This is a genomic window from Mycobacterium sp. MMS18-G62 (genome assembly GCF_053877835.1).
The window spans coordinates 3,460,816-3,486,273 of record NZ_CM132662.1 but is presented as its reverse complement, the minus strand read 5'-3'; the positions used below and the strand labels follow the sequence as shown (position 1 = coordinate 3,486,273).

General features: G+C 65.8%; 28 protein-coding genes and 1 tRNA gene. 13 read left to right on the top strand and 16 right to left on the bottom strand.

Annotated elements, in window-relative coordinates; all coding sequences use genetic code 11:
- Positions 1–226 precede the first annotated feature (226 nt).
- From ACWW36_RS17400 to pgm, 7 genes are all read right to left on the bottom strand, one after another.
- On the bottom strand, positions 227–724 hold the full coding sequence (locus tag ACWW36_RS17400) for a hypothetical protein (protein WP_456137240.1): 498 nt from the start codon (positions 722–724) through the stop codon (positions 227–229).
- Positions 725–885: 161 nt separating this feature from the next.
- On the bottom strand, positions 886–2,409 hold the full coding sequence (locus ACWW36_RS17395) for a hypothetical protein (RefSeq protein WP_456137239.1): 1,524 nt from the start codon (positions 2,407–2,409) through the stop codon (positions 886–888).
- Positions 2,410–2,412: 3 nt separating this feature from the next.
- Positions 2,413–2,682 carry a hypothetical protein gene (locus ACWW36_RS17390; RefSeq protein WP_456137238.1) on the bottom strand — a complete coding sequence of 90 codons (270 nt, stop codon included), beginning with the start codon at positions 2,680–2,682 and terminating at the stop codon, positions 2,413–2,415.
- 325 nt (positions 2,683–3,007) lie between these two features.
- On the bottom strand, positions 3,008–4,084 hold the full coding sequence (locus ACWW36_RS17385) for a tyrosine-type recombinase/integrase (RefSeq protein WP_456137237.1): 1,077 nt from the start codon (positions 4,082–4,084) through the stop codon (positions 3,008–3,010).
- A 74-nt stretch (positions 4,085–4,158) separates the two neighbouring features.
- Positions 4,159–4,234: transfer RNA gene (locus tag ACWW36_RS17380), tRNA-Ala, on the bottom strand.
- Positions 4,235–4,289: 55 nt separating this feature from the next.
- The gene (locus ACWW36_RS17375; protein ID WP_456137236.1) at positions 4,290–5,555 is read right to left on the bottom strand and encodes an MFS transporter; all 1,266 of its coding nucleotides are present in this window, start codon (positions 5,553–5,555) and stop codon (positions 4,290–4,292) included.
- Positions 5,552–7,198, bottom strand: coding sequence for a phosphoglucomutase (alpha-D-glucose-1,6-bisphosphate-dependent) (pgm, locus tag ACWW36_RS17370; protein ID WP_456137235.1), 1,647 nt, complete (start codon positions 7,196–7,198; stop codon positions 5,552–5,554). Before pgm ends, ACWW36_RS17375 begins: the two co-directional genes overlap by 4 nt.
- Before the next feature lie 71 nt (positions 7,199–7,269).
- Between pgm and crcB (ACWW36_RS17365) the strand changes: the two genes are divergently transcribed.
- From crcB (ACWW36_RS17365) to ACWW36_RS17355, 3 genes are read left to right on the top strand one after another with little or no spacing between them, the layout of a single operon-like run.
- Positions 7,270–7,668: a fluoride efflux transporter CrcB gene (gene crcB, locus ACWW36_RS17365; RefSeq protein WP_456137234.1), complete on the top strand. Its 399-nt coding sequence runs from the start codon at positions 7,270–7,272 to the stop codon at positions 7,666–7,668.
- Positions 7,665–8,030, top strand: a complete 366-nt coding sequence (gene crcB, locus ACWW36_RS17360; protein WP_456137233.1) for a fluoride efflux transporter CrcB — start codon at positions 7,665–7,667, stop codon at positions 8,028–8,030. The genes crcB (ACWW36_RS17365) and crcB (ACWW36_RS17360) overlap by 4 nt, the downstream gene beginning before the upstream one ends.
- Positions 8,027–9,091: a DUF190 domain-containing protein gene (locus ACWW36_RS17355; protein ID WP_456137232.1), complete on the top strand. Its 1,065-nt coding sequence runs from the start codon at positions 8,027–8,029 to the stop codon at positions 9,089–9,091. The genes crcB (ACWW36_RS17360) and ACWW36_RS17355 overlap by 4 nt, the downstream gene beginning before the upstream one ends.
- A gap of 51 nt (positions 9,092–9,142) precedes the next feature.
- Here ACWW36_RS17355 and ACWW36_RS17350 read toward each other — a convergent pair whose 3' ends face one another.
- From ACWW36_RS17350 to ACWW36_RS17340, 3 genes are read right to left on the bottom strand one after another with little or no spacing between them, the layout of a single operon-like run.
- A complete protein-coding gene (locus ACWW36_RS17350; RefSeq protein WP_456137231.1) occupies positions 9,143–10,015 on the bottom strand; it encodes an LLM class F420-dependent oxidoreductase in 873 nt (290 codons plus the stop codon).
- A gap of 12 nt (positions 10,016–10,027) precedes the next feature.
- Positions 10,028–10,453, bottom strand: coding sequence for a hypothetical protein (locus ACWW36_RS17345; RefSeq protein ID WP_456137230.1), 426 nt, complete (start codon positions 10,451–10,453; stop codon positions 10,028–10,030).
- Positions 10,454–10,463: 10 nt separating this feature from the next.
- Complete coding sequence (locus ACWW36_RS17340; RefSeq protein WP_456137229.1) at positions 10,464–10,823, bottom strand: DUF488 domain-containing protein; 360 nt, start codon at positions 10,821–10,823, stop codon at positions 10,464–10,466.
- Positions 10,824–10,842: 19 nt separating this feature from the next.
- Here ACWW36_RS17340 and ACWW36_RS17335 point away from each other — a divergent pair, with 19 nt between their 5' ends.
- The 6 genes from ACWW36_RS17335 (at position 10,843) to ptsP (ending at position 16,387) form a co-directional block, all read left to right on the top strand.
- Positions 10,843–11,031, top strand: coding sequence for a hypothetical protein (locus ACWW36_RS17335; protein WP_456137228.1), 189 nt, complete (start codon positions 10,843–10,845; stop codon positions 11,029–11,031).
- A 101-nt stretch (positions 11,032–11,132) separates the two neighbouring features.
- Entirely contained in the window at positions 11,133–11,996 is an 864-nt protein-coding gene (locus ACWW36_RS17330; protein ID WP_456137227.1) for an endonuclease domain-containing protein, read from the top strand.
- A gap of 37 nt (positions 11,997–12,033) precedes the next feature.
- Positions 12,034–12,306, top strand: a complete 273-nt coding sequence (locus tag ACWW36_RS17325; protein WP_456137226.1) for a hypothetical protein — start codon at positions 12,034–12,036, stop codon at positions 12,304–12,306.
- A gap of 11 nt (positions 12,307–12,317) precedes the next feature.
- The gene (dhaK, locus tag ACWW36_RS17320; RefSeq protein ID WP_456137225.1) at positions 12,318–13,316 is read left to right on the top strand and encodes a dihydroxyacetone kinase subunit DhaK; all 999 of its coding nucleotides are present in this window, start codon (positions 12,318–12,320) and stop codon (positions 13,314–13,316) included.
- Positions 13,317–13,949, top strand: a complete 633-nt coding sequence (dhaL, locus tag ACWW36_RS17315) for a dihydroxyacetone kinase subunit DhaL (protein WP_456137224.1) — start codon at positions 13,317–13,319, stop codon at positions 13,947–13,949.
- Between the two features lie 5 nt (positions 13,950–13,954).
- Positions 13,955–16,387, top strand: coding sequence for a phosphoenolpyruvate--protein phosphotransferase (gene ptsP / locus ACWW36_RS17310; RefSeq protein WP_456137223.1), 2,433 nt, complete (start codon positions 13,955–13,957; stop codon positions 16,385–16,387).
- A 52-nt stretch (positions 16,388–16,439) separates the two neighbouring features.
- Here the strand turns inward: ptsP and ACWW36_RS17305 are convergent, their stop codons facing one another.
- The 3 genes from ACWW36_RS17305 to ACWW36_RS17295 form a co-directional block, all read right to left on the bottom strand.
- A complete protein-coding gene (locus tag ACWW36_RS17305; RefSeq protein ID WP_456137222.1) occupies positions 16,440–16,793 on the bottom strand; it encodes a hypothetical protein in 354 nt (117 codons plus the stop codon).
- A gap of 96 nt (positions 16,794–16,889) precedes the next feature.
- Positions 16,890–17,435, bottom strand: a complete 546-nt coding sequence (locus tag ACWW36_RS17300; RefSeq protein WP_456137221.1) for a TetR/AcrR family transcriptional regulator — start codon at positions 17,433–17,435, stop codon at positions 16,890–16,892.
- Complete coding sequence (locus ACWW36_RS17295; protein ID WP_456137220.1) at positions 17,419–17,862, bottom strand: SRPBCC family protein; 444 nt, start codon at positions 17,860–17,862, stop codon at positions 17,419–17,421. The genes ACWW36_RS17300 and ACWW36_RS17295 overlap by 17 nt, the downstream gene beginning before the upstream one ends.
- 68 nt (positions 17,863–17,930) lie before the next feature.
- Here ACWW36_RS17295 and ACWW36_RS17290 point away from each other — a divergent pair, with 68 nt between their 5' ends.
- The 3 genes from ACWW36_RS17290 (at position 17,931) to ACWW36_RS17280 (ending at position 21,265) form a co-directional block, all read left to right on the top strand.
- Positions 17,931–18,809 carry an SDR family NAD(P)-dependent oxidoreductase gene (locus tag ACWW36_RS17290; RefSeq protein ID WP_456137219.1) on the top strand — a complete coding sequence of 293 codons (879 nt, stop codon included), beginning with the start codon at positions 17,931–17,933 and terminating at the stop codon, positions 18,807–18,809.
- Positions 18,806–20,371, top strand: a complete 1,566-nt coding sequence (locus tag ACWW36_RS17285; protein ID WP_456137218.1) for an AMP-binding protein — start codon at positions 18,806–18,808, stop codon at positions 20,369–20,371. Before ACWW36_RS17290 ends, ACWW36_RS17285 begins: the two co-directional genes overlap by 4 nt.
- 474 nt (positions 20,372–20,845) lie before the next feature.
- Positions 20,846–21,265, top strand: a complete 420-nt coding sequence (locus ACWW36_RS17280; RefSeq protein ID WP_456142525.1) for a hypothetical protein — start codon at positions 20,846–20,848, stop codon at positions 21,263–21,265.
- Positions 21,266–21,329: 64 nt separating this feature from the next.
- Here the strand turns inward: ACWW36_RS17280 and nagA are convergent, their stop codons facing one another.
- The 3 genes from nagA to ACWW36_RS17265 are packed head-to-tail and all read right to left on the bottom strand — an operon-like array spanning position 21,330 to position 23,735.
- Entirely contained in the window at positions 21,330–22,478 is a 1,149-nt protein-coding gene (gene nagA, locus ACWW36_RS17275) for an N-acetylglucosamine-6-phosphate deacetylase (RefSeq protein WP_456137217.1), read from the bottom strand.
- Positions 22,479–23,264, bottom strand: a complete 786-nt coding sequence (gene nagB, locus ACWW36_RS17270) for a glucosamine-6-phosphate deaminase (RefSeq protein ID WP_456137216.1) — start codon at positions 23,262–23,264, stop codon at positions 22,479–22,481. It abuts the gene before it with no gap.
- A complete protein-coding gene (locus tag ACWW36_RS17265; protein ID WP_456137215.1) occupies positions 23,265–23,735 on the bottom strand; it encodes a PTS sugar transporter subunit IIA in 471 nt (156 codons plus the stop codon).
- A 111-nt stretch (positions 23,736–23,846) separates the two neighbouring features.
- Here ACWW36_RS17265 and ACWW36_RS17260 point away from each other — a divergent pair, with 111 nt between their 5' ends.
- A complete protein-coding gene (locus ACWW36_RS17260) occupies positions 23,847–25,427 on the top strand; it encodes a PTS transporter subunit EIIC (protein ID WP_456137214.1) in 1,581 nt (526 codons plus the stop codon).
- Positions 25,428–25,458 lie beyond the last annotated feature (31 nt).

Here is a 25,458-nt window from a genome sequence, read left to right as displayed (position 1 = left end):
TCGGGGTTCACGTTGTCGAGCTCATCGAGCTGGGTCCGTAGCTGAAAAACTAGCGCACACCGGCGAAGCGACAGCTGATCCGGCAGCGCGGTGCGTCGCCCGTCGGGCGTGCGCAGGGCGCACGCCAACAGCGATACCGGCGCGGAGCTTGCGCGTGCACCGCGTAACAGGCCAACGATCTGCAGGCAAGCTGTAGGGAGTTCTATCAAGGCGTGTCTGCGGGAACCTATCCGGGCGGCTGAGGTGGCAACGAGCCACCAAGCTTTTGCCAGTGCTCGGCCAGCGCAGTGTCGATTGGTTTCTCGAAGGCCTTCAGCATTTCTCGCTGAGCGCGTTCGACGGTTCGTCGCTGGGATTCGAGGACGCGTGCGTCGAGGTCTCGGGTGTTCTGCTTCCAGCCGGGCATAACGGCTTCCATTAGGTCGGCATGGGGCACGTTGGTCGAGTCGCGCTCAATCTCTTTGTTGAGGATGGCCTCCATGCTCCGGAAGTAGTCGAGCGGCACTAGTGCTTGGCCTCCGACGACTAGGCCGTCGGCGACTGCGATGCCGTAGCGCAGCGCGGTGTTGAGTAGGCCGGCGTCGAACCACCGTTCTGACGGGTGCCAGGTGAGGCGGCGGAGGTCGATCGTGGTGTCGGGATTGTCTTTGGCGAGTTGGTCGATAACGGATTCGGGGAGGTCGTTCCACAGAACGGTGGTGTCGGGCTTGATCAGGTAGAACACCTGTGTCCTTTCGCTCGTGGTGCGGGCGAGAATTCCGTTTTCGATCGTGCCACGGTGGCACGGAAGCCGATAGAACGACAGCGCGCTCCGCGTGGCGGTACAGAGTCGCGGACCGCGCTCAGCGTGATGCCGCTCCACAAAAGGCTGGGCCTGCCCCCGCGTCAGCCGCGGATCCGAGCATGCTTGATGATCGTCTGGCGGATCTTCTCGGGATTACACAAGGTATCGAGTAGGTACAGATACGGCAGGAAAACCAGATCGTCGGGTAGTTCACCAGTGTGGTGGGCCAAAAGCTTCTCGGCGACCTGATCTTTTTCGCTTTCGGGCAGCCGCCCGCCCCCGAATCCATGGGTCGCGTTCCGATAGATCTTCAGTAGCAGGGCGGCTGCAAGCTCCGGTTCCCGATGAACTGGATTTGGATCGCCCGGAATCCGGATGAGGACGTTATCGTCGCCGCGCTGCTTACGGAAGAAGAATCCGTCCTGTACACGGCGGAGGCTGTCGACGGCCCGGTCGGCAAGAGGCATCAGAAGGGCTGCGACGACGTCGGGCATCTTGGCGCGCACTCTGTCAGCCGCCTCCTTGGCGACGTTGTACCGACATAATTGCTCAAAGCGCCGGTCCATGATTCGGTCCGCGTAGGAATCGAGCAGCGTATTCATCAGCGTCCGCTGCGTCGCGTGGTTTCGGCTGGATGTCTGCAGCGCCGTAGTCAGGCCGAAAATTTGGCCGAACGTTAGTAGCCAGTGTTGGTGCTCGTACGGGTCATAAATTCCATGCTTGTTGCTGAAAACCGTTGGATCACAGAGGTATCCGAACATCTGATTAAGTCTGTTTGTCCACCAGGTGATTGCGACCCGGCAAGAAATGGGCAGCAGATGTTTGTCGGGCACGGGTTCGTCGCGGCTCTGACTAGGCAGCAGTTGCATCGGCTCCATCGGTGAATGGCGGTACCCGGCGATCCCTGTGCCCAGGCTGAATAAAATTGCCGCGGGCGGCCGCCCTGCGGGGACACACCAGAAGCCTGGGGATAGGCACCCGAGTAGCGGACCAAAGTAATGGGACGCACCGATGACATCCTGAAACCAGTTCGACGAAGATGCGAAATAGCCGGCCTCTTCTCCGATACCGGTGATCGTGTCCATGGCGTCGGGATCCTGGTCGAATCGAAACATTATCGCGGGCAACCTAACTCGGTGGATAAGTAGGTCGGTCGCGATTACCAGATGTGCCGACAAGTTCGAGAACAAGAGCTCGACTGTTGCGGCGTAGGGGGTTGTCGCGAGGGTTGCGCATGCCTGCTCGACGACAGCCATTACTTGCTCGTGGGTGGCGCATTTCATGATATTCGCCTGAATACTATGAAAGACGGCGGCGATATCGGATCCGCCAGCCACTCGCTCGGCAAGTTGCGAGTCGAGTTCGGCAAACCGCGCGACAGTTTCGGGGTCGGCCAGATGATCTGCCGTCATCGGCATCCGCTTCAAGTGATCGAACCGGTTCATGAACTCGGTGTCGTCCGCCAGGCCGTAGTGACTTACGAAAGCCTTGTCGTTGCTTGGCCATACGGCCCAACGGTTGTCGCCCAGCGCACGGCCATGCAATCCCAGGAACGCGATGAACCCGCGCGGATCTCCGCCGAAAAGAGCACCAGACAGCTGAAGCTCGACTTCTTCCCGTGCCACCGGTCAGTTGCTTCCAGCGAGTCGGTTGGAGATGCGCACCGGTGGTGGTCTATCCGAAGCCGTGCAGTGGCTTGCCTTAAGCGGTCCGCACACCGTGTCAGCGCATGTTCGACAAGACCAGGTGATGTGCTCGCCGCCGCCGTAGCCGGTGCGGGCCTCGCAGCCGACGAGGACCGGGCCGCCGCCGAGGCCGCGGCTGCTCGGGCAACGCACGGGTGGCCGGGTGATCCAGGTGCCGGCGGTGGTGTGGATGAGGCCGCCGACGTCGCGCATGGCGTTACCGTATAACAAGCAAACGACGAATCGTTCTCGGCAAGGAGAGCGGCCATGAAACGGTTCCGTTTCCTGAAAGCATGAGCGGTGCGGCAGGTTTGCTAGTCGTCGTGCGCGCGTCCGGGTGCGCCCGATCGACGTCATGTCGTACGTCGGGTACTGGCCGGAAGTGCCGCGCAGCATGCGCACGCGGCCATCGGCTTTCGACATGAGGAGCACCGATCGCCATCCTGCGAGACCCTATGGATAACCGCGTTATTCGTGCCGTTAGGGCGACGACTGGCAGACGGTGACGGTCGCTTGGAAAGCAATCTGAGCGATCCTGTTAGCCGAGCGCCGACCCGATGGCGTCGGCGGCGGCTTGGGCGCTTCGTCGGTCGAGATGCCCGTAGACCCCGATGGTCGTCTGGATGGACTCATGCCCGAGGTGCTGTTGGATGACGGGCAGCGGCACACCAGCCTGGATCATCCATGATGCACACGTGTGGCGGAGGTCGTGCACACGAGGCGACTTCGTCAAGCCAGCCTTCATCGCACTCTCACGTCCCGGCTTCCAGCCGCCGTTGAAGAACTCCTGTGCACGAACCGGATTGCCGGCTCCATTAGTGAACAGGAAGCCTTGCGACTTGAGGTCGACGACCTCCAGCGCCGCTGGCGGCAGGCTGATGGTGCGGATCGATTTCTTCGTCTTGGGCGGCCCGATTTCAGGCCGGTAATCACCGGAGTACTTCCAGGCCTTATTGATTCGGCACGTCTTCGCCTTGATGTCGATGTCGGCGGCGCTCAGCGCAGTCGCCTCCGAGAAGCGCATGCCGGTAGTCACCAACCAGGTGGCTAGATTCTTCCAGCGGTCGCGCTCGATGTGATCACGCAGCAGCCGGAACTCGTCAGGCGTCAGGAACACCGTCTCCTCGACGCGGGTATGCGGCAGCCGCCGGCCCTGGCAAGGATTGGACGCAACCACCCCGGCGCGCACAGCAGCGTTGAACGCCCCCGAAACGAAGCCGTGCTTGTTCGCGATGGTCTTCCCGCCGCCACCAAGCTGCTTTACCCACTTTGCGATGGTCGTCTCGGTGACCGCCGAGACTGGCACGGAGCCGAAGACCGGGTCGATATCGCGGGTCACGTAGGTGCGGTAGCGCGCGAGGGTGGCTGGCTGGACACCGGTCAGGTTGTCGATGTGGGTGTGCAGCCACTCGGTGACCGTCGGGACGTGGCGGCCGATCTCATCGAGTTCGATGATGCGTAGCGCCTCATCAGGACCATGGTCGTCCAACAGCGTCTTGAAACGCTCTGCGGCAGGGAGGTTTTCGAACGTCAGCGAGCGTTGACGGCCATCTTGACGCCACAGCACGCGGTACGTGTTCCCGGCGCGGTTCTTCTGGGCGTGGATGCTTGCCACAACCCCTGATGTTACGTGAAGTGTTACGTGGTTCCCGACGTAACTTTATAAACCGCCTCTGACCTGCGCCTATATGGTGGAGCTAAGGGGACTCGAACCCCTGACCCCCACACTGCCAGTGTGGTGCGCTACCAGCTGCGCCATAGCCCCGTGAGTCGTGCCCATCGAAGTTACACCACCTGCGGGAAGCGTTCAAAACAGCTGCTCAGGGCACTTCTCCGCCCGCCTCCGGGCCCAACGCCCTTGCCGGAGTGTGTTCGGCGGGCGGCCGCCCTCGGGTTTCCGGCGCCACCGTCCATCCCACCGCCGCGATCATCAGAATCATGCCGCTGACGACGAATGCCCAGCCGAACGAGGTGTGCTCGGCCACCTGGCCCACCACCACCGATCCGACGATCGAACCCAGGTCGGCCATCATCTGGAACGTCGCCACCGCCGTCCCACCACGCGCCTTGTTCCCGACGATGTCGGCGACTGCGGCCTGCTGCGGCGAGACGAAAATGCCTGTGGCCGCACCTGTCACGTACGCCGCCGCGAGGAACACGGGCAGCGACGACGTATAACCGACCAGGACCGTCGAGGCCGCCGACACCGTGAGGCCCACGATGAGCAGTTTTCGGCGCCCGACCCGGTCCGAGAGGTAACCACTGGGGATGACGGCCGAGATGTTTCCGACGGCGAACGTGGCAAGCGCGATGCCCGCGAACCCCGGCCCGCGGCCAAGGACGTCGACGACGAACAGCGGTACGAGCGCGATCCGCAATCCGAACGCCGCCCAACCTGTTGCGAAATTGGAGAACAGCGCGGCGCGGTATGCCGGATGACGAAGCACCACCCGCACCGACACAGGGGGCTCGCTGTTCGACTCCGGTGCCGCCACGGCCGAGTGCCGCAGGTTGACGAACACCACGGCTGCGGCAACAAGAAGTGCCGCACCATAGATCACGAACGGTGCCGCCAAACCGAGGCCCACGGTCAGGCTGCCCAGCACCGGACCGGCGACCGAGCCGACCAGGAAGCCCGACGAGAACAGGCCCGCGACGCGGCCGCGCGCGTCCGGCGGCGAAATCCGGATCATCAGGCCGAGCGACGACACCGTGAACATCGCTGACCCCAGTCCGCCGAGTGAACGGAACAGCAATAGTTGCCAATACGTTTCGGCGAACGCGCACGCTGCGGTGGACAACGCCACGATCAGCAGACCGGTGATGTAGACGCGCCGCTCCCCCGACCGCTGAACGAGCAGGCCGGCCGGCGGGGCCGCAACCAGTCGCATGAGCGCGAACGCCGAGATCACGAACGTCGCCGCGCTGATACTGACCCCGAAGTGCCGTGCATACTGCGGAAGAACCGGGGCCACCACGCCGTAACCCAGCGCCACCACGACGTTCGCCGCGATCAGTACCCAGACTTCACGGGGAAGGCGCTGCTTTTCGGTTGTCGGACAGTCGCCCTCCGCAGTCGAGCTCACGCGATGACCTTGTTCACCACTTCGCGGGCCGCCTCCTGCACTTCCGCGAGATGCTCTGGGCCGCGGAAAGATTCGGCGTAGATCTTGTAGACGTCCTCGGTGCCCGACGGCCGCGCGGCGAACCACGCGTTTTCCGTCGTCACCTTCAAACCGCCCAGAGCCGCGCCGTTACCCGGCGCCGTCGTCAGCTTCGCGGTGATCTCCTCACCGGCCAGCTCCGTCGCGGTCACCTGCTCCGGAGAAAGCTTGGCCAGACGCGCCTTCTGCTCGCGGTCGGCCGGCGCGTCGATGCGGGCATACGTTGGCGCACCGTACTTTTCGGCAAGGGCGTCATACCGCTGCGACGGCGTCTGCCCCGTCACGGCAAGGATCTCCGACGCCAGCAGCGCCAGAATGATGCCGTCCTTATCCGTCGTCCAGACAGACCCGTCCCGGCGCAGGAACGATGCGCCCGCACTCTCTTCCCCACCGAAACCGATTGTGCCGCTGAGCAATCCGTCGACGAACCACTTGAAGCCCACCGGCACCTCGAGCAGTTTGCGGCCCAGCCCGGCGACCACCCTGTCGATGATCGACGAGCTGACCGCGGTCTTGCCGACCGCCGTCGAACCTGGCCAGTCGGGCCGGTGGCTGTAGAGATAATCGATCGCGACGGCGAGGTAGTGGTTCGGATTGAGTAGGCCGCCGTCGGGCGTGACGATGCCGTGCCGGTCGGAGTCTGCGTCGTTACCGGTGGCGATCTGATACTCGTCGGGGTTGGCCTTCATCGCCCGAAGAAGCCCAGCCATCGCATTGGGCGAGCTGCAGTCCATCCTGATCTTGCCGTCGGTGTCGAGGGTCATGAACCGCCATGTCGCGTCGACGAGCGGGTTGACCACGGTCAGCTCGAGCCCATGCCGTTCGCCGATCGCTCCCCAATAGTCGACGCTGGCCCCGCCCAGCGGGTCGGCGCCGATGCGGATGCCTTCGGCGCGGATCGCGTGCACATCCACCACATTGGGCAGGTCGGCGACATAGGCGTCCATATAGTCGTGCCGCTGCGCGGTCTGCATCGCCCGGGCCAGCGGCGCACGCTTCACCGCCTTGAGCCCGTCGCGCAGGATCTCGTTGGCGCGTTTGGCGATCGCACCGGTGGCGTCGGTGTCGGCGGGTCCACCGTTGGGCGGGTTGTACTTGAAGCCGCCGTCGCGCGGCGGGTTGTGCGACGGCGTGACCACGATGCCATCGGCCAAGTCACCGTCGCGGCCTCGGTTGAACGTGAGGATCGCGTGGCTGACGGCGGGAGTCGGCGTGTAGCGATCGGCCGAATCGATCATCGCCACAACGTCGTTGGCGGCCAACACCTCCAGCGCCGACGCCCATGCCGGCTCCGACAGCGCGTGGGTGTCGCGGCCGATGAACAGCGGGCCTGTGGTGCCCTGCCCGGCGCGGTACTCGACGATGGCCTGCGTGGTGGCCAGGATATGCGCTTCGTTGAACGCGGCGTCGAGGCTGGACCCGCGGTGGCCCGACGTTCCGAACACCACCTGCTGGTCGACGTTTTCCGGGTCGGGTTCCACGGTGTAGTAGGCCGTCACCACCTGGGCCACGTCGATGAGGTCTTCGGGTTGCGCCGGCTGCCCGGCACGTGGATTCGCCGCCATGGATTCGATTCTGCTCCTCACCGAAACGCGTCGTACGCCGGTCCGGCGGCTGGACGGCGATACTTTGGCTCATGTTCAGTTTCGACGTCCGCGAGCTGGCCGCCGTCTTCGTCGGCGGTGCGCTTGGCACCGTTGCCCGGGCAGCGCTGGAGACGTTCGCCGCACCCGACCCCGGACGCTGGCCGTGGCCGACGTTCACCGCCAACATCGTGGGCGCATTCCTGTTGGGCTACTTCGTCACCCGCCTGCTCGAGCGTTTGCCGGTATCGAGCTACCGGCGACCGCTTCTCGGGACTGGACTGTGTGGCGGCCTGACAACCTTTTCCACGATGCAGGTGGAGACGATCAAGATGATCGAGCACAACCACTACATCCTGGCTCTCGGATATACCGTCGCCAGCATCGCCGCCGGCCTGGTCGCCGTCTACGTCGCCACCGCGCTGGTGCGGCGCGTCGGGGTGCGCCGGTGACCGTCGCAGTCTGGGCAGGCGTCTTTGTCATCGGCGGTGTCGGGGCCGTACTGCGCTTCCTCGTCGACCGCGCGGTGTCGGCGCGCATCCCGGCGGCCTTCGCGTACGGCACGCTGGCGGTCAACCTCAGCGGCGCGCTGCTTCTCGGATTCCTGGCCGGACTTGCGCTCAGCCCGCATCTGGCCCTGCTCGTCGGCACGGGTTTCGTCGGGTCCTACACCACGTTCTCGACGTGGATGCTCGAAACCCAACGCCTCGGCGAGGAGCGTCAAGTCTCCCCTGCGTTGGCCAACATCGTGGTCAGCGTCGTGCTCGGCCTGACGGCAGCGTGGCTGGGCCTGTGGATCGGAGTCCGGGTGTGACCGACTACCTGAAGCTCACCACGTACTTCGCCGAGCGCCTGCGCAGCGGGGACCGATTTCTCGCCGACGCTCTGCTCGACAGCTATGCGCGCGAGGCCGTCGCGACCAGCATCGTGCTGCGCGGTATAGCCAGCTTCGGCCCGCACCACGAGTTCCGCAGCGACGAGTCCTTGAGCCTGTCCGAGGACGCGCCGATCGCGATCGCGGCGGTCGACACCGCAGACAAGATCAGCGCACTGGCCGACGAAATCGTGGCCAAGACGACACGCGGGTTCGTCACGCTCGAGCGGGCCCTGCTCGTCGGTCGCTCCACTCCGACGGCGCCGACGCCGGAAACGGCAAAACTCACCATCTACATCGGACGCCAGGATCGGGTGTCGGGAAAGCCGGCCTATCGCGTTGCGTGCGATCTGCTGCATCGTCATGGATTTGCCGGTGCCTCAGTCTTTCTCGGTGTCGACGGCACCAAGTTGGGCCAGCGCCGGCGGGCCCGGTTTTTCAGCCGCAACGTCGACGTCCCGGTGATGATCATCGCTGTCGGTGCGGCCTCGACGGTGGACGCTGCGATTCCCGAGCTCCAATCGCAACTCCCTTCGGCCTTGATGACGGTCGAACGCGTGCAACTGTGCAAGCGCGCCGGCAAGGTTCTGACTCGCCCGGCTGCCCTACCGGCAGTCGACGGGCAAGGCCGTGAGCTGTGGCAGAAGCTGATGGTCTACACGTCGGAGGCCACGCTCCACGACGGCGTGCCCATCCACCGTGCCATCGCCCGGCGCCTGTTCGACTCACAAACGGCCACCGGCGCAACCGTGCTGCGAGGCATATGGGGCTTCCACGGAGACCATAAACCCCACGGCGACAAGCTGATTCAGATGTCGCGAAGCGTCCCGGTGACCACAATCGTCGTCGAAACACCTGAGCGAATTCAGTCCAGCTTCGACGTCATCGACGAACTGACCGGCGAGCACGGACTGATCACCAGTGAGTTGGTGCCCGCGACCGTGTCGATCGACGACGGAACGCTGGTGGGAAGCACCACGCTCGCCCGCTACGACTACTGACGGTCAGAAGTCACCTACGGCTTGCGCGCTTCGGGTGCGTGAACTGGTCAGCTAGCGCAGCCTCGACATCCAGTGATCGGCCAACGCCGACACCCAGTCGACCGCGACGCGCGCGTCCGCCGGCGGGCTGTCCACGACGACCAGCTCGTCGACGCCGAGCTCGGCGAGCGGCTCGACGTCGCGGATATGCAGATCGCGCAACGCCACGCAGATCTGCAGGTCACGCCGGTCGCGGCCGCGTTCGTCGCACTGCCGGTCCAGATACGCGATCCGTTCGGCCACCTGCTGTACGTCGGCCAGGTTGAAGCCGTACCAGCCGTCGCCCCAAGCCGCCACCCTGCGCAAAGCCGCGTCGCTGTTGCCGCCCACCACGATCGGAATACCTTGGCGGGCAAGAGGTTTAGGGTTCACTCGCACCGAGTCGAACCTGACGAACTCGCCGTCGAACGACGCCACGTCGTCCCGCCACAGCGTCCGCATCGCGGCGACATACTCGGCCGTGCGCGCGGTGCGTCGCTCGAACGGCACACCGAGCGCGTCGAACTCTTCGCGCGACCATCCGACACCGACACCGAGCGTGAAGCGTCCACCGGACAGCGTGTCCAGAGTCGCCGCCTGCTTGGCGATCAGCACGGGGTTGTGCTCGGGCAGCAGTAGCACGCCGGTCGCGAGTCCGATCGTCGACGTGGCCGCGGCGGCGAAACTGAGCCCGATCAGCGGGTCGATCCAGTCGACGCTTGGCGGCACGGCGATCTGCCCGTCGTCGGAATATGGGTAGCGCGAGGCCGACCGGTCGACCATCACGACGTGTTCGCCACACCACAGCGTCGCGAAACCACACCGCTGGGCCCCGGCCGCGACGGCGTCAATGACCGCGCGGCTGGCGCCGGCGCCGATGCCAAGGGCGTGCAATCCCAGCCGCATCGGGCGATCGTCTCACGCGGCCAGCAGCAGTACACCCGTGATGAGCAGCGCGATCACCTTGACCGTTTCCAGGCCGACGTATGCCCAGTGCGCATGTGACCGCGGCCCCTCGCCGCCGGCGAGCACGGCATCAGAGCGCCGAGACAGCCGTGGCCGCACCAGCACCACCTGGGCCACTAGGGCAAGGACGGCGACACCTGCCGCGGCGGTGATGCCGTTCGCCGGCATTTCGACGGCGAAACAACTCATGACGACGACGGCCAGCACGGCCTCGACCGTGTTGAGCGCGCGGAAGACCAAGCGGCCGATGCCAAGTCCGAGCTGCAACGTGACACCGGGTGCGCGAAATTTCAGCGGGGCTTCGATGAAGGAAATCGCCAGTACCATGCCCAACCACACGAAGACTGCGGCAGTCGCGACGGCCGGGGCTGCATCCACGGCCAGCAGCCTACGACAGCAGCTTGGCCAGCACCGCTACGTGGCTGGCATCCAGATCGCGCGCGGCGGTCACGAGCGTGACCGTGCCACGGCGCATCAGGTCGCGTAACTCGGCCAACGCCGCAGCGCCGTCGTCGGTTTCGAGTTCGTCGGTGTAACGGGCCGCGAACTCATCGAACCGCTCGGTCTGGTGGGAGTACCACTTGCGTAACTCGGTGGACGGTGCGACCTTCGGTATCCATTGGCCCACCCGCGGATCTCCCTTGCGGAAGCCGCGCGGCCATAGCCGGTCGACGAGCACCCGATATTCGTCGTCGGGCCCGGGATCGTCGTAGACGCGCGCGACCTTGATGCGTTTGCGGCCGCCCATGGGGTGGAATCGTAGGAGCATGCACGTCGATCGGGTCGAGGAATTGCAGCGGTGGGAAGACGCCGGTGCCGTGTGGGAGGTGATCTCCCGGACAGAGTCCAGCGTGACGATCGGGCTACTGCGCTGCGACGGCGGCGAAGAAGTCGACAGGTTCACCTCCGACGATCCGCGCCTGCTTGCATTCATCCGCGACCGGCGCAAACACTAGTTCGTCCAACGTGAACCTATGTACCAAGAATCAGCGGAACTTCGTACATAGCCTCACGTTGGCCGGCGGAACCTCGGCGAGCGAAGCGTCGTCGTATCGACGTGGCACTCGACTGGCCGTTCCTGGGAACCGAGGCGTTGGCACGCGGCGCCGTCAACAGGTATCAGCTGAGGACGCGCTACGACGCGGTGTTTCGCAACGTGTACGTCCCGAAAGGGCAAGAATTGGCCGCTGCCGACAAAGCGGTCGCCGCGTGGCTGTGGTCGGGACGGCGCGCGACGGTAGCAGGGCTGTCCGCGGCCGCACTGCTCGGTACGCGGTGGATCGACGCGAAACGACCAGCTGAACTCAATCAGCCGAGTCGACACAAGACGAAAGGAATCATCCTGCACAGCGACGAGCTGTGGGATGACGAAAGCTGTTTCGTCAGGGGCGTTCCCGTCACGACAGCGGCGCGAACGGCCTTCGACCTCGGCCGCAGGCGTGGCCTGACGACTGCCGTCATCCGGATCGATGCGCTCATGCAGGCCACGCACGTCAAACCAACCGACATAGTGTCGATCGCCGACCGCCACCGCGGTGCGCGGGGCACGGTGCAATTACGCGAGGCGTTGAGCTTGGCCGATGCAGGCGCGGAGTCGCCGCAGGAAACACGCACGCGGCTTGTTCTGACGTCGGCCGGTTTGCGGCCGCATCGCACGCAAATCGAGGTGTTCGACGACTTCGGCGGATTCGTGCACCGCATCGATATGGGTTGGGACGACTGGCGGGTCGGCGTCGAATACGACGGCATCCAACATTGGACTGACCCTGACGTACGCAACCGCGATATCGACTGGCAGGCCGAAGCGGAAGCGCTCGGGTGGCGCATCGTCCGCGTCAGCTCCGACATGCTGCGCTACCGCCAGGCCACCATCGTCGAGCGCACCCGCACCGCGCTGCGCGCCGCCGGAGCGCCCGTCTAGGAGCCGAATGTGAAGCTGTGTACGAAGAATGGCGAAAATGTCGCACATAACCTCACGTTCGGCGCGGCGGCCATACCGGCACGTCGATGGCACCACCAGGCTGATTGCCCCGGTCGCTTCGCCCGAGGCGTCGAAACAGGCCTTTTTCGCCGAGTTCGTGGGTACGTTCATTCTCGTGTTCACCGTGTTCGGTGTGATACACCGCAAGGCCTCTGCCGCATTCGCCTATGTCGCGATCTCACGCACCCGCGCCGACGCCATACCTGCCGCCGATATCGCCGTCCCGAGCGCCGAGACCACCGCTGCGTAAGGAGCCATCCGATGAAGAAGCTCATCAACGATCCCGCCGACGTCATCGCCGAGGCGCTGCGCGGTATGGCCATCGCGCATCCCGAACTGCGCATCGACCACACCAACCGGATCGTGTACCGCGGCGACGCACCGGTGCCTGGCAAGGTCGGGCTGATCTCGGGCGGCGGCTCGGGCCACGAACCCCTGCACGGCGGCTTTGTCGGGCGAGGCATGCTCGACGCCGCTTGTGCCGGTGAGGTTTTCACCTCACCCGTGCCCGACCAGATGCTGGAGGCAACCAAGAACGTCGACGGCGGCGCGGGGGTGTTGCACATTGTGAAGAACTACACCGGCGACGTGATGAATTTCGAGATGGCCGCCGAACTGGCCGAGGCCGAAGGCATCACCGTCGAATCCGTCGTCGTCGACGACGATGTCGCCGTCCAGGACAGTACGTTCACCGCCGGCCGGCGCGGCGTCGGCGCAACCGTATTGGTAGAGAAGATCGCCGGTGCCGCTGCGGATCAGGGCCGCGGCCTGTCGGACGTCGCCGACGTCGCGCGGCGGGTCAACGCGGCGTCGCGCAGCATGGGCGTCGCGCTGACGTCGTGCACCGTGCCCGCCGTCGGCCATCCGACATTCGAGCTGTCCGAGACCGAGATCGAAGTGGGAATCGGCATTCACGGCGAACCCGGCCGGCAGCGGCTGCCCATGCAGTCCGCCAGGGAGGTTGCCGAGTTGATGCTCGAGCCGGTGCTGACCGATCTCGACTTCACTGGCGGCGACGGCGTCGTCCTGTTCGTGAACAGCATGGGCGCCACTCCGCTGATCGAGTTGTACGTTATGTACTCCGAATTCGCCGCCATCCTCGACAAGGCCGGCGTCGGGATCGCCCGGTCGCTCGTCGGCCCTTACATCACCAGCCTGGACATGGCTGGTTGCTCGGTCACGCTGATGCGCGCGGACGATGAGTTGCTTGGGCTCTGGGACCATCCGGTCAACACAGCGGCACTGCGGAGAGGATGCTGAATGGACCTGGCACAGCTCACCGCATGGATCCGTGAATTCGCGCGGGTGATCGGCGAAAAAGCCCAGTATCTAACCGATCTCGACGCGGCCATCGGCGACGCCGACCACGGCATCAACATGGACCGCGGCATGAGGGCGGTCGTCGCGGCGCTCAACGAAGGCAACCCCGCCGACATGTCCGAGTTGTGCAAGTTGGTGGGCATGACGCTGGTGAAGTCCGTCGGCGGCGCCAGCGGCCCCCTCTACGGAACGTTCTTCCTGCGGATGGCGCCCGCCCTTGGCTCCGCCGAGAGCGTGGACGCGGGGGATTTCGCCAAGGCGCTGCGCGCCGGCGTCGAGGGTGTCGTCCAGCGCGGCCGTGCCGAGGCCGGCGACAAAACCATGTTCGATGCGCTGGCACCCGCCTTGGATGCGGTTGACGCGGTGCTCGCGTCCGGCTCCGGTCTCGATGCGGGGCTCACCGAAGCGGCCATCGCGGCCGAAAGCGGCAGAGATGCAACGGAATCGATGGTCGCCCGCAAGGGTCGCGCCAGCTACCTCGGGCAGCGAAGCGTCGGCCATCTCGACCCGGGCGCGGCGTCGTCTGCGATGTTGATCGCGGCCGCAGCCACCGCCGTCGCCACCAGCGGGTGATGCGAGTGACCGTAGGACTCGTCGTCGTCTCGCACAGCCGGGCGCTGGCACGCGCCGCGGTCGCGTTGGCCCAGGAAATGCTGCACGGCAAGCAGATTCGCATCGCCGTCGCCGCAGGCCTTGACGAGACCACTTTCGGAACCGACGCCGCGCAGATCGTCGACGCGATCACAGCAGCGGATCAGGGCTCGGGAGTTGTGGTGCTGATGGACCTCGGCAGTGCGGTGCTCTCGGCCGAGCTGGCACTGGAACTGCTCGACGACGATGTCCGCGGGCGGGTGGTGTTGTGTCCTGCTCCCCTCGTCGAAGGACTGGTGGTGGCGGCCGTCGCCGCGGCGGGTGGCGCTTCCAGCGCCGAGGTCGCGTCGGAAGCCGCGGGTGCGCTCGCGGGCAAGATCGGTCACCTCGGGACGGCGCCTGTCGTGCCCGCGGCCGAAGTGCCGGCGGACGTCGATGAACTGGCGGCAACCTTCGTCGTCGCCAACCCCCACGGTTTGCATGCCCGGCCTGCCGCACGGCTGGTCCAGGAGGTTCGCCGCCGCGACGCCCACGCCCGGCTGCGCAACCTGCGCACCGAATCGGAATGGGTTGACGCAGCGAGCCTTTCGAAGATCGCCACATTGGGTGTTCGGGCCGGCGACGAGGTAGAGATCCGGGTGTCGGGAAGCCAGGCGGCCGAGGCCCTTGACCACATCCTTTCGCTGGCCGCGCGCAACTTCGACGAGTCTCTGACGGAAGCCGCTCCCGCGGTTCAACCGTCCGGGCAGGCGCCGGTCGGTGCCAGCCCCGGGTTGGGCATCGGACCCGCGCGCTCGACGCGGTTGGGCGCCATCACGATTCCGGATATCCCGGCGCAGGAGCCGACGGTGGAATGGCGTCGTCTCGGCAAGGCGATAGCGGCGGTCCGGTGCACGATCGGCCAGTTGCGCACGCGCACCGCGCGCGATGTCGGCGAATCCGAGGCGTCGATCTTCGATGCGCATCAGCTGTTGCTCGACGACGCCGCGCTGCTCGATGACGTACGAAGCCGCATCGACGGCGGGCAATCGGCGGTATCGGCCTGGGCGGCGGCGGTGTCTCGGTTGGCCGACGAATTCACTGCCGTGCCGGATCCGTACCTGCAGGCGAGGGCGGACGACGTCACCGCGGTGGGTGATCAGGTGTTGCGGGCAATGCTTGGCGCCGGTGAGAGTTCGACGGGTCCGACAGGTGTGCTGGTCGCGGCCGACCTGACCCCGGCCGAGGTTGCCGAACTTGACCCGACCCGGGTGGCCGCGGTCCTACTCGCGTTCGGCAGTCCGCACGCCCACAACGTCATTCTGTTGCGGGCGAAGGGAATTCCCGCTGTCGTCGGCGCCGGCCCCGCGGTGCTGTCGATTCCCGACGGCACCATCGTCGCCGTCGACGGCAGCCGCGGTGAGTACGTGATCGACCCGCCCGAAGATGTCCGCGAGCAGTTTCACGCTCGCGTCGCCGAGCTCGCCCAGCGGCAGCGTCACGCAGAAGCGCGCGCCGCCGAGCCCGCCGTCACACGCGACGGTGTCACGATTCCGGTCGGCGCCAACATCGGGTCGGTCGACGACGCGCGCGCCGCGGCCGCGCACGGCGCGGATTTCGCGGGCCTTGTGCGAACCGAGTTCTTGTTCTTGGGACGCCAGGATGCCCCGGACGTCGAGGAGCAGTTCGCCGTCTATCGCAAGATCGCCGAATCGCTTGACGGACGCAGGATTACGCTGCGCACCTTGGACGTCGGCGGTGACAAGCCGTTGGAGTTCCTGCCGACTCCGGCGGAGATGAATCCTTACCTCGGGGTCCGTGGCATCCGGCTGTCGCTGGCGCATCCGGCGCTGCTGGCCGACCAGCTGTTGGCCATGGTGCGGGTGGCGCAACACACGCCGGTCAGTGTGATGTTCCCGATGGTCACCACAGTCGACGAATTGTTCACGGCGCGGGGGCTTTTGGATGAAGCGATCGGCCGCGCCGGCCGAAACCGCCCGGCCGGTTTACAGGTGGGCATGATGGTCGAGGTGCCGGCCGCCGCGCTCAAGGCCGCCGCCTTCGCCCGCCATGTCGACTTCTTCTCCATCGGCACCAACGACCTGACTCAGTACGCGCTCGCCGCCGACCGCAACAACGACGCCGTCGCCGCGATCGGGGACGCCTTCGACCCCGGCATGCTGCAACTGGTGCGCGCGACGTGTCAGGGCGCGGCAGGCCATGCCTCGGTCTCGGTGTGCGGTGAATTCGCCGCCGATGAGCGCGCCGCGGGTCTGCTGATCGGGATGGGCGTCGACGCGCTGTCCGTCACTCCCCCGGCCATCCCCGGCACCAAGGAAGCCGTGCGCGCCGCCGACAGCCGCGCTGCCAGGAGGCTGGCAGACGAGGTGCTCGCGATGGACACCGCGGCTGCGGTGCGCGAGCGGCTGGTCCGAGGCTGAACACAGAACGGTCGCCCTGCCGTATTGGCAGGGCGACCGTCCTGTGGAGGCGCTAGAGCGTCTGGAACCCACCGTTCCACCACACGCCCCACGCGTTGAGCTCCGCGTTCCATTCAACCGGAAGCCACGGCGCCCAGAACGGCGGCGGAGGCTGCGGCGGAGCCCACACCGGTACGACGACGTTATCGACGTGTCCCGGAGGCGGCAGGTAGCCATGCCCCGGCGGGTACGGGTTACCCGGTCCGCCCACGTTGACGCCCGGCCCGTCGTCCGATACCGGAATCGGCCAAGGCGGCGGTTGCGGGAATGGCGGATCGGCATGTGCCAACCCGGCGCCGAACCCCGCGGCGGCGATGCTCATGGCACCGGCCAGCGTGATCTTTGCGGCGGTTCGTTTCAGCTTCATCTGTACTCCTTCGATCGGCACACAGGCGACAAAGGCCTGCGTGCTGGTCAGGACAGACCCCCCGAGCACCTTGAGCTACCCGTTGGAGCAGAAGGGCTAAACGTCGGCCCGCTGAATGAGATCGACGAACGCCTGGGCAGCCGCGTCCACTCCGTCGCCGTCGCCGGTGGCTACCAGGTCAAACAGCAGGCCGCGCATCACTGCCAACCCCAGGCGGATCAACGCTGGATCGACCGCCCGGCCCGTCGCGGCCGCATCGGTGAGCCATGTGTCGACCGCGCCCGGATGCATCCGTGCGAACGGCTGCTCGCCCTGGACCCCGCGGGCGTAGCACTCGAAGAAGAGGCGCTCGAACGGCCGCAGCTCGTCGCGGCGGAGGTCAGACCACATCGCGGCGATCGCCGCCGTCGGCTCGGATGGCAGTTCGCGCAGTAGGGCCATCTGTCGGCGCTCGACCTCCTCGACGATCGCAACGAGGAGCTCGTTGCGGGTGCCGAAGTGATGCAGCAGCATGCGATGGCTGGTGCCGACCGCGGCGGCGACATCGCGCAGGGAGCGGTCACCGATGCCGTTGACGGCGACCTCTTCGACCACCGCGTCGAGCAACTGCTGACGCCGCTCGAGGTCAGGAGGTCGAGCCATTGAGGTGACGCTGCTCGCTTCGCGCTTTCAGGCCGGCGGCTTCGAGTTCCAGATAGCGCTTCGTCATCCGGCGCATCAACAGGCCAACCAATGCGCCGACGGGACCGCGCTGGTCGATCTGCTGACGAACCAGTGTGCGGCCTGCCGGTTCTGCGACGAGCTCGTGGCGGGCAAGGGTCACACCACCGGGCGACCGCTGCACCCAGGTCCACGACATGCCCGGCGTCACCTCTGTGACCTCCCAAATCAGTTTCGGCATGCGCGGCTGTTTGATCTCGAACCGCTTGCCGACCGCGATCCCCGGGCCGTCCAGCGCGACCAACCGGGTGACCGAGGCGGTCCATTCGGGCCACCGCTCGACATCGCTGAAGACGTCCCACACCACGGCCGCCGGGGCGTCGATCCCGACGTCACTGTCAGTAATCATGTACCAAACGGTACATGATTAGTCACGCACACGTAATAGCGGCGCGTTCCGGCGGGTAAACACGTCACATGAACATCGCAGGCAAGGCGATCGACCTGCTCGTCAATCCCCCGCGACTGTCGGATCCCGACCGCCTACGCGAGGGGGTGAACGGCAAGACCGTCCTCGTGACCGGCGCGTCGTACGGCCTCGGCGAGGCAACAGCGCACAAGCTTTCGGCCGCCGGTGCCACCACCTTGCTCGTCGCGCGCTCGGCCGACAAGCTCGACGAACTCGCAGCGGCGCTAACCGAAGGCGGCGGCCGGGCGGTCGCCTACGCCGCCGATCTGAGCGACGAGGCGGCGGTCGACGACCTCGTGCAGCGCATCGACAAGGACCACGGCCCGCTCGACATCATCGTCAACAACGCAGGCAAGTCGATCCGGCGGCCACTACACCAGCAATACGAACGACCACACGACTTCGTCCGCACGATCGACGTCAACTATCTGGGACCAATTCGCTTGCTACTTGGCCTGATTCCCGCGATGCGTGAGCGCGGCCGCGGACACATCGTGAACATCTCGAGCATCGGCGTACGCGTTCCCCCTGGTCCGCGATGGGGCGCCTACCAGGCGTCCAAGGGTGCGTTCGACACGTGGCTGCGCAGCGTCGCGCCGGAGCTGCATAACGACGGCATCGAGGTCACCTCCGTCTACATGGGGTTGATCCGCACGCGCATGGTCGAGCCCACACCAAGCCTGCGCAGAGTGCCAGGGCTCTCGCCAGATCAGGCGGCGGACATCGTCGCGAAAGCGATCATCGAACGGCCTGCGACGATCGCGCCGTGGTGGGCCTGGCCTGCCGAAGTCACCTCGGCGCTGTTGCGCGGTCCGATCGACCGAGCCGCTCAGCTGTGGTATCGGCGCACCGCCGATTCGGATAACGCTCAGGAGGCCGAGCAGTGATTACTCCGAGTGTGGTCACCACGGCCGGTCGGGCGGTTCTGCGCTCCAGGCTGCTTGCGCCCATGGGGCCTCACGCCTTGTTCGGCGTACTTCGCGAAGCGGCCCGCGGCCGCACGAATCCGTTCACTCTGCTGGCGGTCGGGGCCGCGCGCTGGCCAGACCGCGTGGCGATGGTCGACGACGACGGCTCGATCACCTACCGCGAGTTGCTGTCACGAACCGAAGCCCTCGCCGGCGTGCTCGGCCGCCAGGGCGTTGCACGGGGGCAGGCGGTCGGCATCTTGTGCCGCAACGGGCGCGGTTTCGTGGCAGCGGTATTCGGCGCAGCGTTGGTCGGTGCCGATGTGGTGTTGCTCAACACCGACTTTCACACCGACGCGCTCGCGGCCGCCCTCAATACTCACCGGGTCCGAACGGTGATCTGCGACGACGAATTCACCGATCGCGCTAGGGCCGCCGACCAGTCCGTCACCGTCGTCGACCCCGCCGCGGCCGACGAGGGCCCCGCAGAGCGGCGACCCAAGGTCGCTGCGGCCGGCCGCATCGTGCTTCTCACCTCCGGCACCACCGGACGACCCAAGGGTGTGCCCCGCAAGCCAGACATCGCTCCCGCGCTCGGCACCGGGGCATCGATTCTCGACCGCACCGGGCTGCGCGTGGGCTCCCGAATCGCGGTGGCAGTACCGATGTTTCACGGGTTGGGGTTCGGAATGCTGATCCTGACCTTGACCCTCGGTGGCACGGCGCTGACCCGGCGCCGCTTTGACGCCGAAGCCACGCTCATCCAGGCCTCTGAACACGGCGCCGACGGGTTCACCGCGGTGCCAGTCATGCTCGCACGCATACTCGATCTGCCCGACGACATCCGGGCGCGAAACCCGTTGCCGTCGCTACGCGTCGTGATATCGAGCGGCGCGCGTCTCGATCCCAGCCTGGCCCGACGATTCATGGACGCATACGGCGATGTGATCTACAACGCCTACGGCTCATCGGAAGTCGGCATCGGTTCCCTTGCAACACCATCCGATCTGCGCGAAGCCCCCGAAACCGTCGGCAGGCCGGTCGCCGGCTGCCCGGTTCGGATTCTCGACGAACACGGCAAACCCGTTGGGCCGCGTGTCACCGGGCAGGTCTACGTCGGCGGCGAGCTGACCTTCGACGCGTACACCGGCGGAGAGACCAAGCACGGTGTCGCGGACATGATGAGCACCGGCGACATGGGTTATTTCGATGAGGCAGGACGGCTGTACATCGTCGGCCGCGAAGACGACATGATCGTCTCCGGCGGCGAGAACGTTTACCCGCGCGCCGTGGAGAACGCTCTCGCCGAACATCCCGACGTCGCCGACAACGCGGTGATCGGAGTGCCCGACGAGGACTACGGCGAACGACTCGCGGCATTCGTCGTTCCCCGACCGGCAGCTACCCTCGACGCGACCGAACTTCGGGATTACTTGAAACACAAGGTGTCACGCTACGAGCAACCACGTGACATCGAGATCGTCAGCGAGATTCCACGCAACCCCGCCGGAAAGGTGCTGCGAAACGAGCTGCAGACCTAATCACCACAGCGAGGCTGCGCGTAGATCGCAATCTCGTTGAAAAGTCACGATTTCCATGCAGATTCGGCGCTTCGGCATGTTACGGCTATGCAGCCAATTGTGGCGTGAATGTTAAATCTTGGGCGTTTGATGGGTGATCAGGGATCTCACAGATTGAATCAAGTAAGTCTTATGGTCCTGGCGCAACGATCCCGCCATGCACATTCACCGCACGCTCGATGAGGGGCGCACTCTCAAACTTGCCGCCGCAATCTCAGGAGTGGGGGCATTCGTTGCGCTCGGGGTCTTGGCAACCGCCTACGATCGCGACGGCTCCTCGGCCACCCTGGCGGGGTCCGGGGATGCACCAACCAACACGACCTACACGCAGCCCAACGTGGCGAATATGAACATGGGCGCAACGGCGACATGGACGACCCCGGCATCAGTCGAGGCAACAAGCGTAGCGAGCCCTGTCGTGAAGGCGGGCTCGTGATGCGAACCCTGGCCGCGCATGTCGGGGTGCGACCGATAGTCGGCGTCGCCGCGGCATTCTTGGCGATGCCCCTGATCGGAAGCGGTGTGGCAGGCGCCACCACGTCTCCTCCGGACGTGACTGGTCAGAAGTACAGCGATGCGCAAACCGCGATCAGCGGTGCGGGCTTCACGCCAGTCGTGTCGACCACCGTCGGCGACCAGAATCTTTGGCCCAATTGTCTGGTCACCCGCACGCAGCAACGTACGGTTCAGCCACCACCCAACAGCAGCGGCTCGGCGGTCAACGAGGTCCTGGTGTCCCTCAACTGCGACGCCGGAGTTGCATCTACGACTCAGGCCGGCAATTCCGCGGCCAGCCCGGAGGGCAAGGCAGCCGCGGCAGCGGCCGCTTCGTCGTCCGGTGGCTCGAGCAGCTAGGCCTCCGCCACTTCGCGTTGAACCGTAGGTCTGGGCGGCTCATAGTCCGTTCTGCCGACGCCCTTTAGCGACCTTCCGGCTCGACCACCCACACTCCTTGCCGCATCACACCGATCACCCCGAGCTCGGAGTCCAACACCACCAAGCCAGCGGCGGCCCCGCTCGCGAGGCCGGCGCAGGGCAGGCCCAACGCCCGGGCCGGATTGATCGACGTCTGGCGCACCGCAGCCATCATCGCCGCATCGGGTGCGAGTCCGCTGTGCTCGACGGCGAATCTGAACTGACGGTCCATGGTCGCGGTGCTGCCCGCGATGGTTTGCGTTCCCGCGACGCGGGCCACCCCGTCGGTGACTTCCACCGCCACGGTCCCGAGGCGATAGTCGCCGTCACTCATACCGGCCGCGGCAATCGCATCCGTCACTACCGACACCCGGTCGGATCCCGCGCTCCGGCAGACGTGTCGATACAGGGCGGGATCGACATGCACACCGTCGGCGATCATTTCCACTGTCACCCTTGGATCTTCGAGCAGTGCGATGACAGGACCGGGCTCGCGACGGTCGATGGGGCGCATCGCGTTGAACAGGTGCGTGCCCACCGTCGCGCCCGCTGCGATCGCCGATCGCGTCTGGTCATAGGTCGCCTCGGTGTGACCGACGGCGGCCACCACGCCCGCACCGACGATCTGGCCGACCGCCGTCAATGCACCTTCCCGTTCCGGCGCGAGAGTCACCATGCGAATCGCGCCTTCACCCGCATCCAGCACGCGGTCGATCTCGGCGGCGTCCGGGTCGCGCATCAGTGACGGGTCGTGGGCGCCGCACCGCTTGGCGGAAATCCAGGGACCCTCCAAATGGATCCCGGCGATCAAGCCCGCACGAACGTCGTCGGCTAATTGTCTTACCTGACCGAGCAACTCGTCTTGGCCGGCGGTCACGAGAGAGGCGACGAGTGTGGTGGTGCCGTGCTCGCGGTGCAGTGCCACGGCGGTCGATGTATCCGCGCGCGACGCAGCGGAGAAACTGCCCCCTCCCCCGCCATGCACATGTGTGTCGACGAAGCCGGGCACCACCGTCACCGCGCCGAGGTCCCGATCCGGTGGCCGCGGCGCGGGGCCCGCGCCAACGGCTGTCACAGTGCCCTGGGAAATCTCAATCCACGCGGGCCGCAACAGTTCTCGTCCGGTGAGCAGGGTGTCGGCGGTCAGTAACACTTAGATGCCCTGCCAGTGCGGTTTCGCGCGGTACGTTTCGCGGTAGTAGCCGGCGAGCTGAAGCCGATGGGCGGCAGCATCATCCAAGAGCGTGGTCACGTGCGGGTGGTGCTGCAGGATGGTCGCCGGCCACATGGCGCTGACCGGTCCTTCGACGAGATGGTGCACGGCTTCGGCCTTGCGACCACCGGCAGCGACGAGGATTACGTGCCGGGCTTCCATGATGGTGCCCAGGCCCTGGGTCAGGCAGTGCGTCGGAACCGAGTCGACGTCACCGCCGAAGAAGCGGGCGTTGTCGATCCGCGTCTGCCTGGTCAAGGTTTTGATGCGGGTACGGGACGCCAGCGACGACCCCGGTTCGTTGAATGCGATATGCCCGTCGGTGCCGATGCCCAGGATCTGCAGATCGACACCTCCGGCTTCGCGGATCGCGCTCTCGTATGCCGCGCATGCGGCGGGGATGTCGGCGGCAAGGCCGTCGGGCCCGTGTACCGCGCCTGGGGCGAAGTCGACCCGGGAGACGAAGACCCTGTCGATGACGTTTCGGTACCGCTCGGGATGGTCAGCGGGCAGGCCCACATACTCGTCGAGGGTGAAGCCCCGCGCCTGCCCGAAGGAGATCAGTCCGGCATCGCAGCGTGCCACGAGTTCGTCGTAGATCGCCAGTGGCGACGATCCGGTGGCAAGGCCCAGAACGGAATCCGGTTTGCGATCGAGCAGCGCGCCGATTGCGTCGGCAGCGACACCGGCAATCTCCTTGGCGTCGGCCAGGATGACGACTTCCATCTACTTGTTCGCCGTGAAAAGGCTTGTCCCCGAAGCGACATCCGCGCCCTCGAAGACGGCCTCGGACGGGACGACATTGCCTGGTTCGCGTTCGTCCATGACGACTACGGGGACAATGGGGTTGAGCCCCTTGGCCTCGACCGACGGAACGTCGTAAGTGATGACGACCTGGCCCGCGGTGACGTCGTCGCCCTGGCTGACGTGCGCCGTGAAGCCTTCGCCTTTCAGCGCGACGGTATCCAGCCCCAGATGGACCAGGACGCCCACGTTGTCCGCGGTCATCACGATGTAGGCGTGCGGTAGCAGCTTCAAGATCTTGCCGCTGACCGGCGCGACGGCCTCGATGACGCCACGCGGAGGGTCGACGGCGGCGCCATAGCCCACCATGCCCTGCGAGAACACGGGGTCAGGGACGTCGCGAAGCGGAACCGCACGCCCGCCGACCGGGGCGAGGACCTGCGTCGTGCTCACGCACCAACAATACGAGCGTGCCGGTAAGACGGCCTCAAGTTCGGCGGTTCTCGTCTAGGCTTCCGCTGAGCTTCGGCGGCGACAACGTTTGCGCGACAGGAGGCCAACGACATGAGCGACACGGCGAAACCCCAAGGCACGCAGACTAAGTCGGGCATGCGCATTCCCGGCTTTGCCCAGTTGCAGCGGCTCGGCAAGAGCCTCATGCTGCCGATCGCGGTGCTGCCCGCAGCCGGGATTCTGCTCCGACTGGGCCAAGACGATCTGCTTGGCAGAATCCATGCCCCGGTCATCGGGCCGTTCTTCAAGGCGATGAGCGCTGCCGGCGATGCGCTGTTCACCAATCTCCCGCTGCTGTTCGCCGTCGGCGTCGCCATCGGGTTCGCGAAGAAGGCGGACGGTTCCACCGCGCTGGCCGCCGTCGTGGGCTACCTGGTGGTGCAAGCGGTATTCAAGACCATGTCGCCGATTGTCCTGGCCGGCCAGGTCGACAAGTCCGGCGACCAGGCGCAGATCAACTACAGCGTGTTCGCGGGCATCGTGGTCGGTCTGCTCACTGCGTGGCTGTTCGACCGCTACCACACCATCCAATTACCGTCGTACCTCGGATTCTTCGGGGGCAGGCGCTTCGTGCCGATCGTGGTGTCGATCGCGAGCTTGTTCATCGCGTTCGCGATGAGCTACTTCTATCCGATCTTCAATGCGGGGCTCACTGGCCTCGGCAGGTTCATCGGCGGTTCGGGCGCCCTTGGCGCATTCGTGTACGGGTTCGCCAACCGCATGCTGATTCCGCTGGGCCTGCACCACATTCCGAACTCGTACGTCTGGTTCCTCTACGGCGACTATCAGACGCCCGACGGCAAAACGGTGACCGGTGAACTCACCCGCTTCGCTGCTGGAGATCCGACGGGCGGCCATCTCACGTCCGGGTTCTACCCGATTCTGATGTTCGGGCTGCCCGCCGCCGCGTTGGCCATGATCCACGTGGCGAACAAGAAGCAGCGCAAGGTCGCTGTCGGCATTCTGTCCGCGGCGGCTCTGACTGCGTTTCTCACCGGTGTGACCGAGCCGCTGGAGTTCGCGTTCATGTTCGTGGCGTTCCCCCTGTATCTCATCCATGCGGTGCTCACCGGGCTGTCCCTGGCCATCGCCTACCTGCTCGATATCCACCTGGGCTTCTCGTTCTCCGCGGGGCTGGCCGACCTGCTCCTGTACGGCACGGCCCCTGCCGCCAAGAACATCCCGCTACTGCTGGCGATGGGTGCGGTGTTCTTTGTCGTCTACTACGTGTTGTTCCGGTTCGCGATCACCAAGTGGAATCTGAGAACTCCGGGACGTGAGCCGGAAAACGAGTTCGAGGCCGAGGAGCAAGCGAACCTCGGCGAGGGTGCCGACGCCGCCACGTCCGTCGCGGCGGGTGGCTCCGGCACCACACTCACTGCACCGGCCCCGGTCGCGACCGACAGCAAGGCCGAGCAGGTCATCGGGGCGTTCGGCGGCCGGGGGAATCTCGTGAACGTCGACGCATGCATCACGCGCCTGCGAGTGGAGGTCGCCGACAAGGGCAAGGTCGATCAGGCTCGCCTGAAGAGTCTGGGAGCTGCGGGTGTGGTTGAAGTGGGTAACAGCGTCCAAGCGGTGTTCGGCACCGATGCCGAAGCCCTGAAGAACGACATCAACGAGATCTTGTAGACGTCCGGCAACCGGTGGCTCCGCGTGTCCG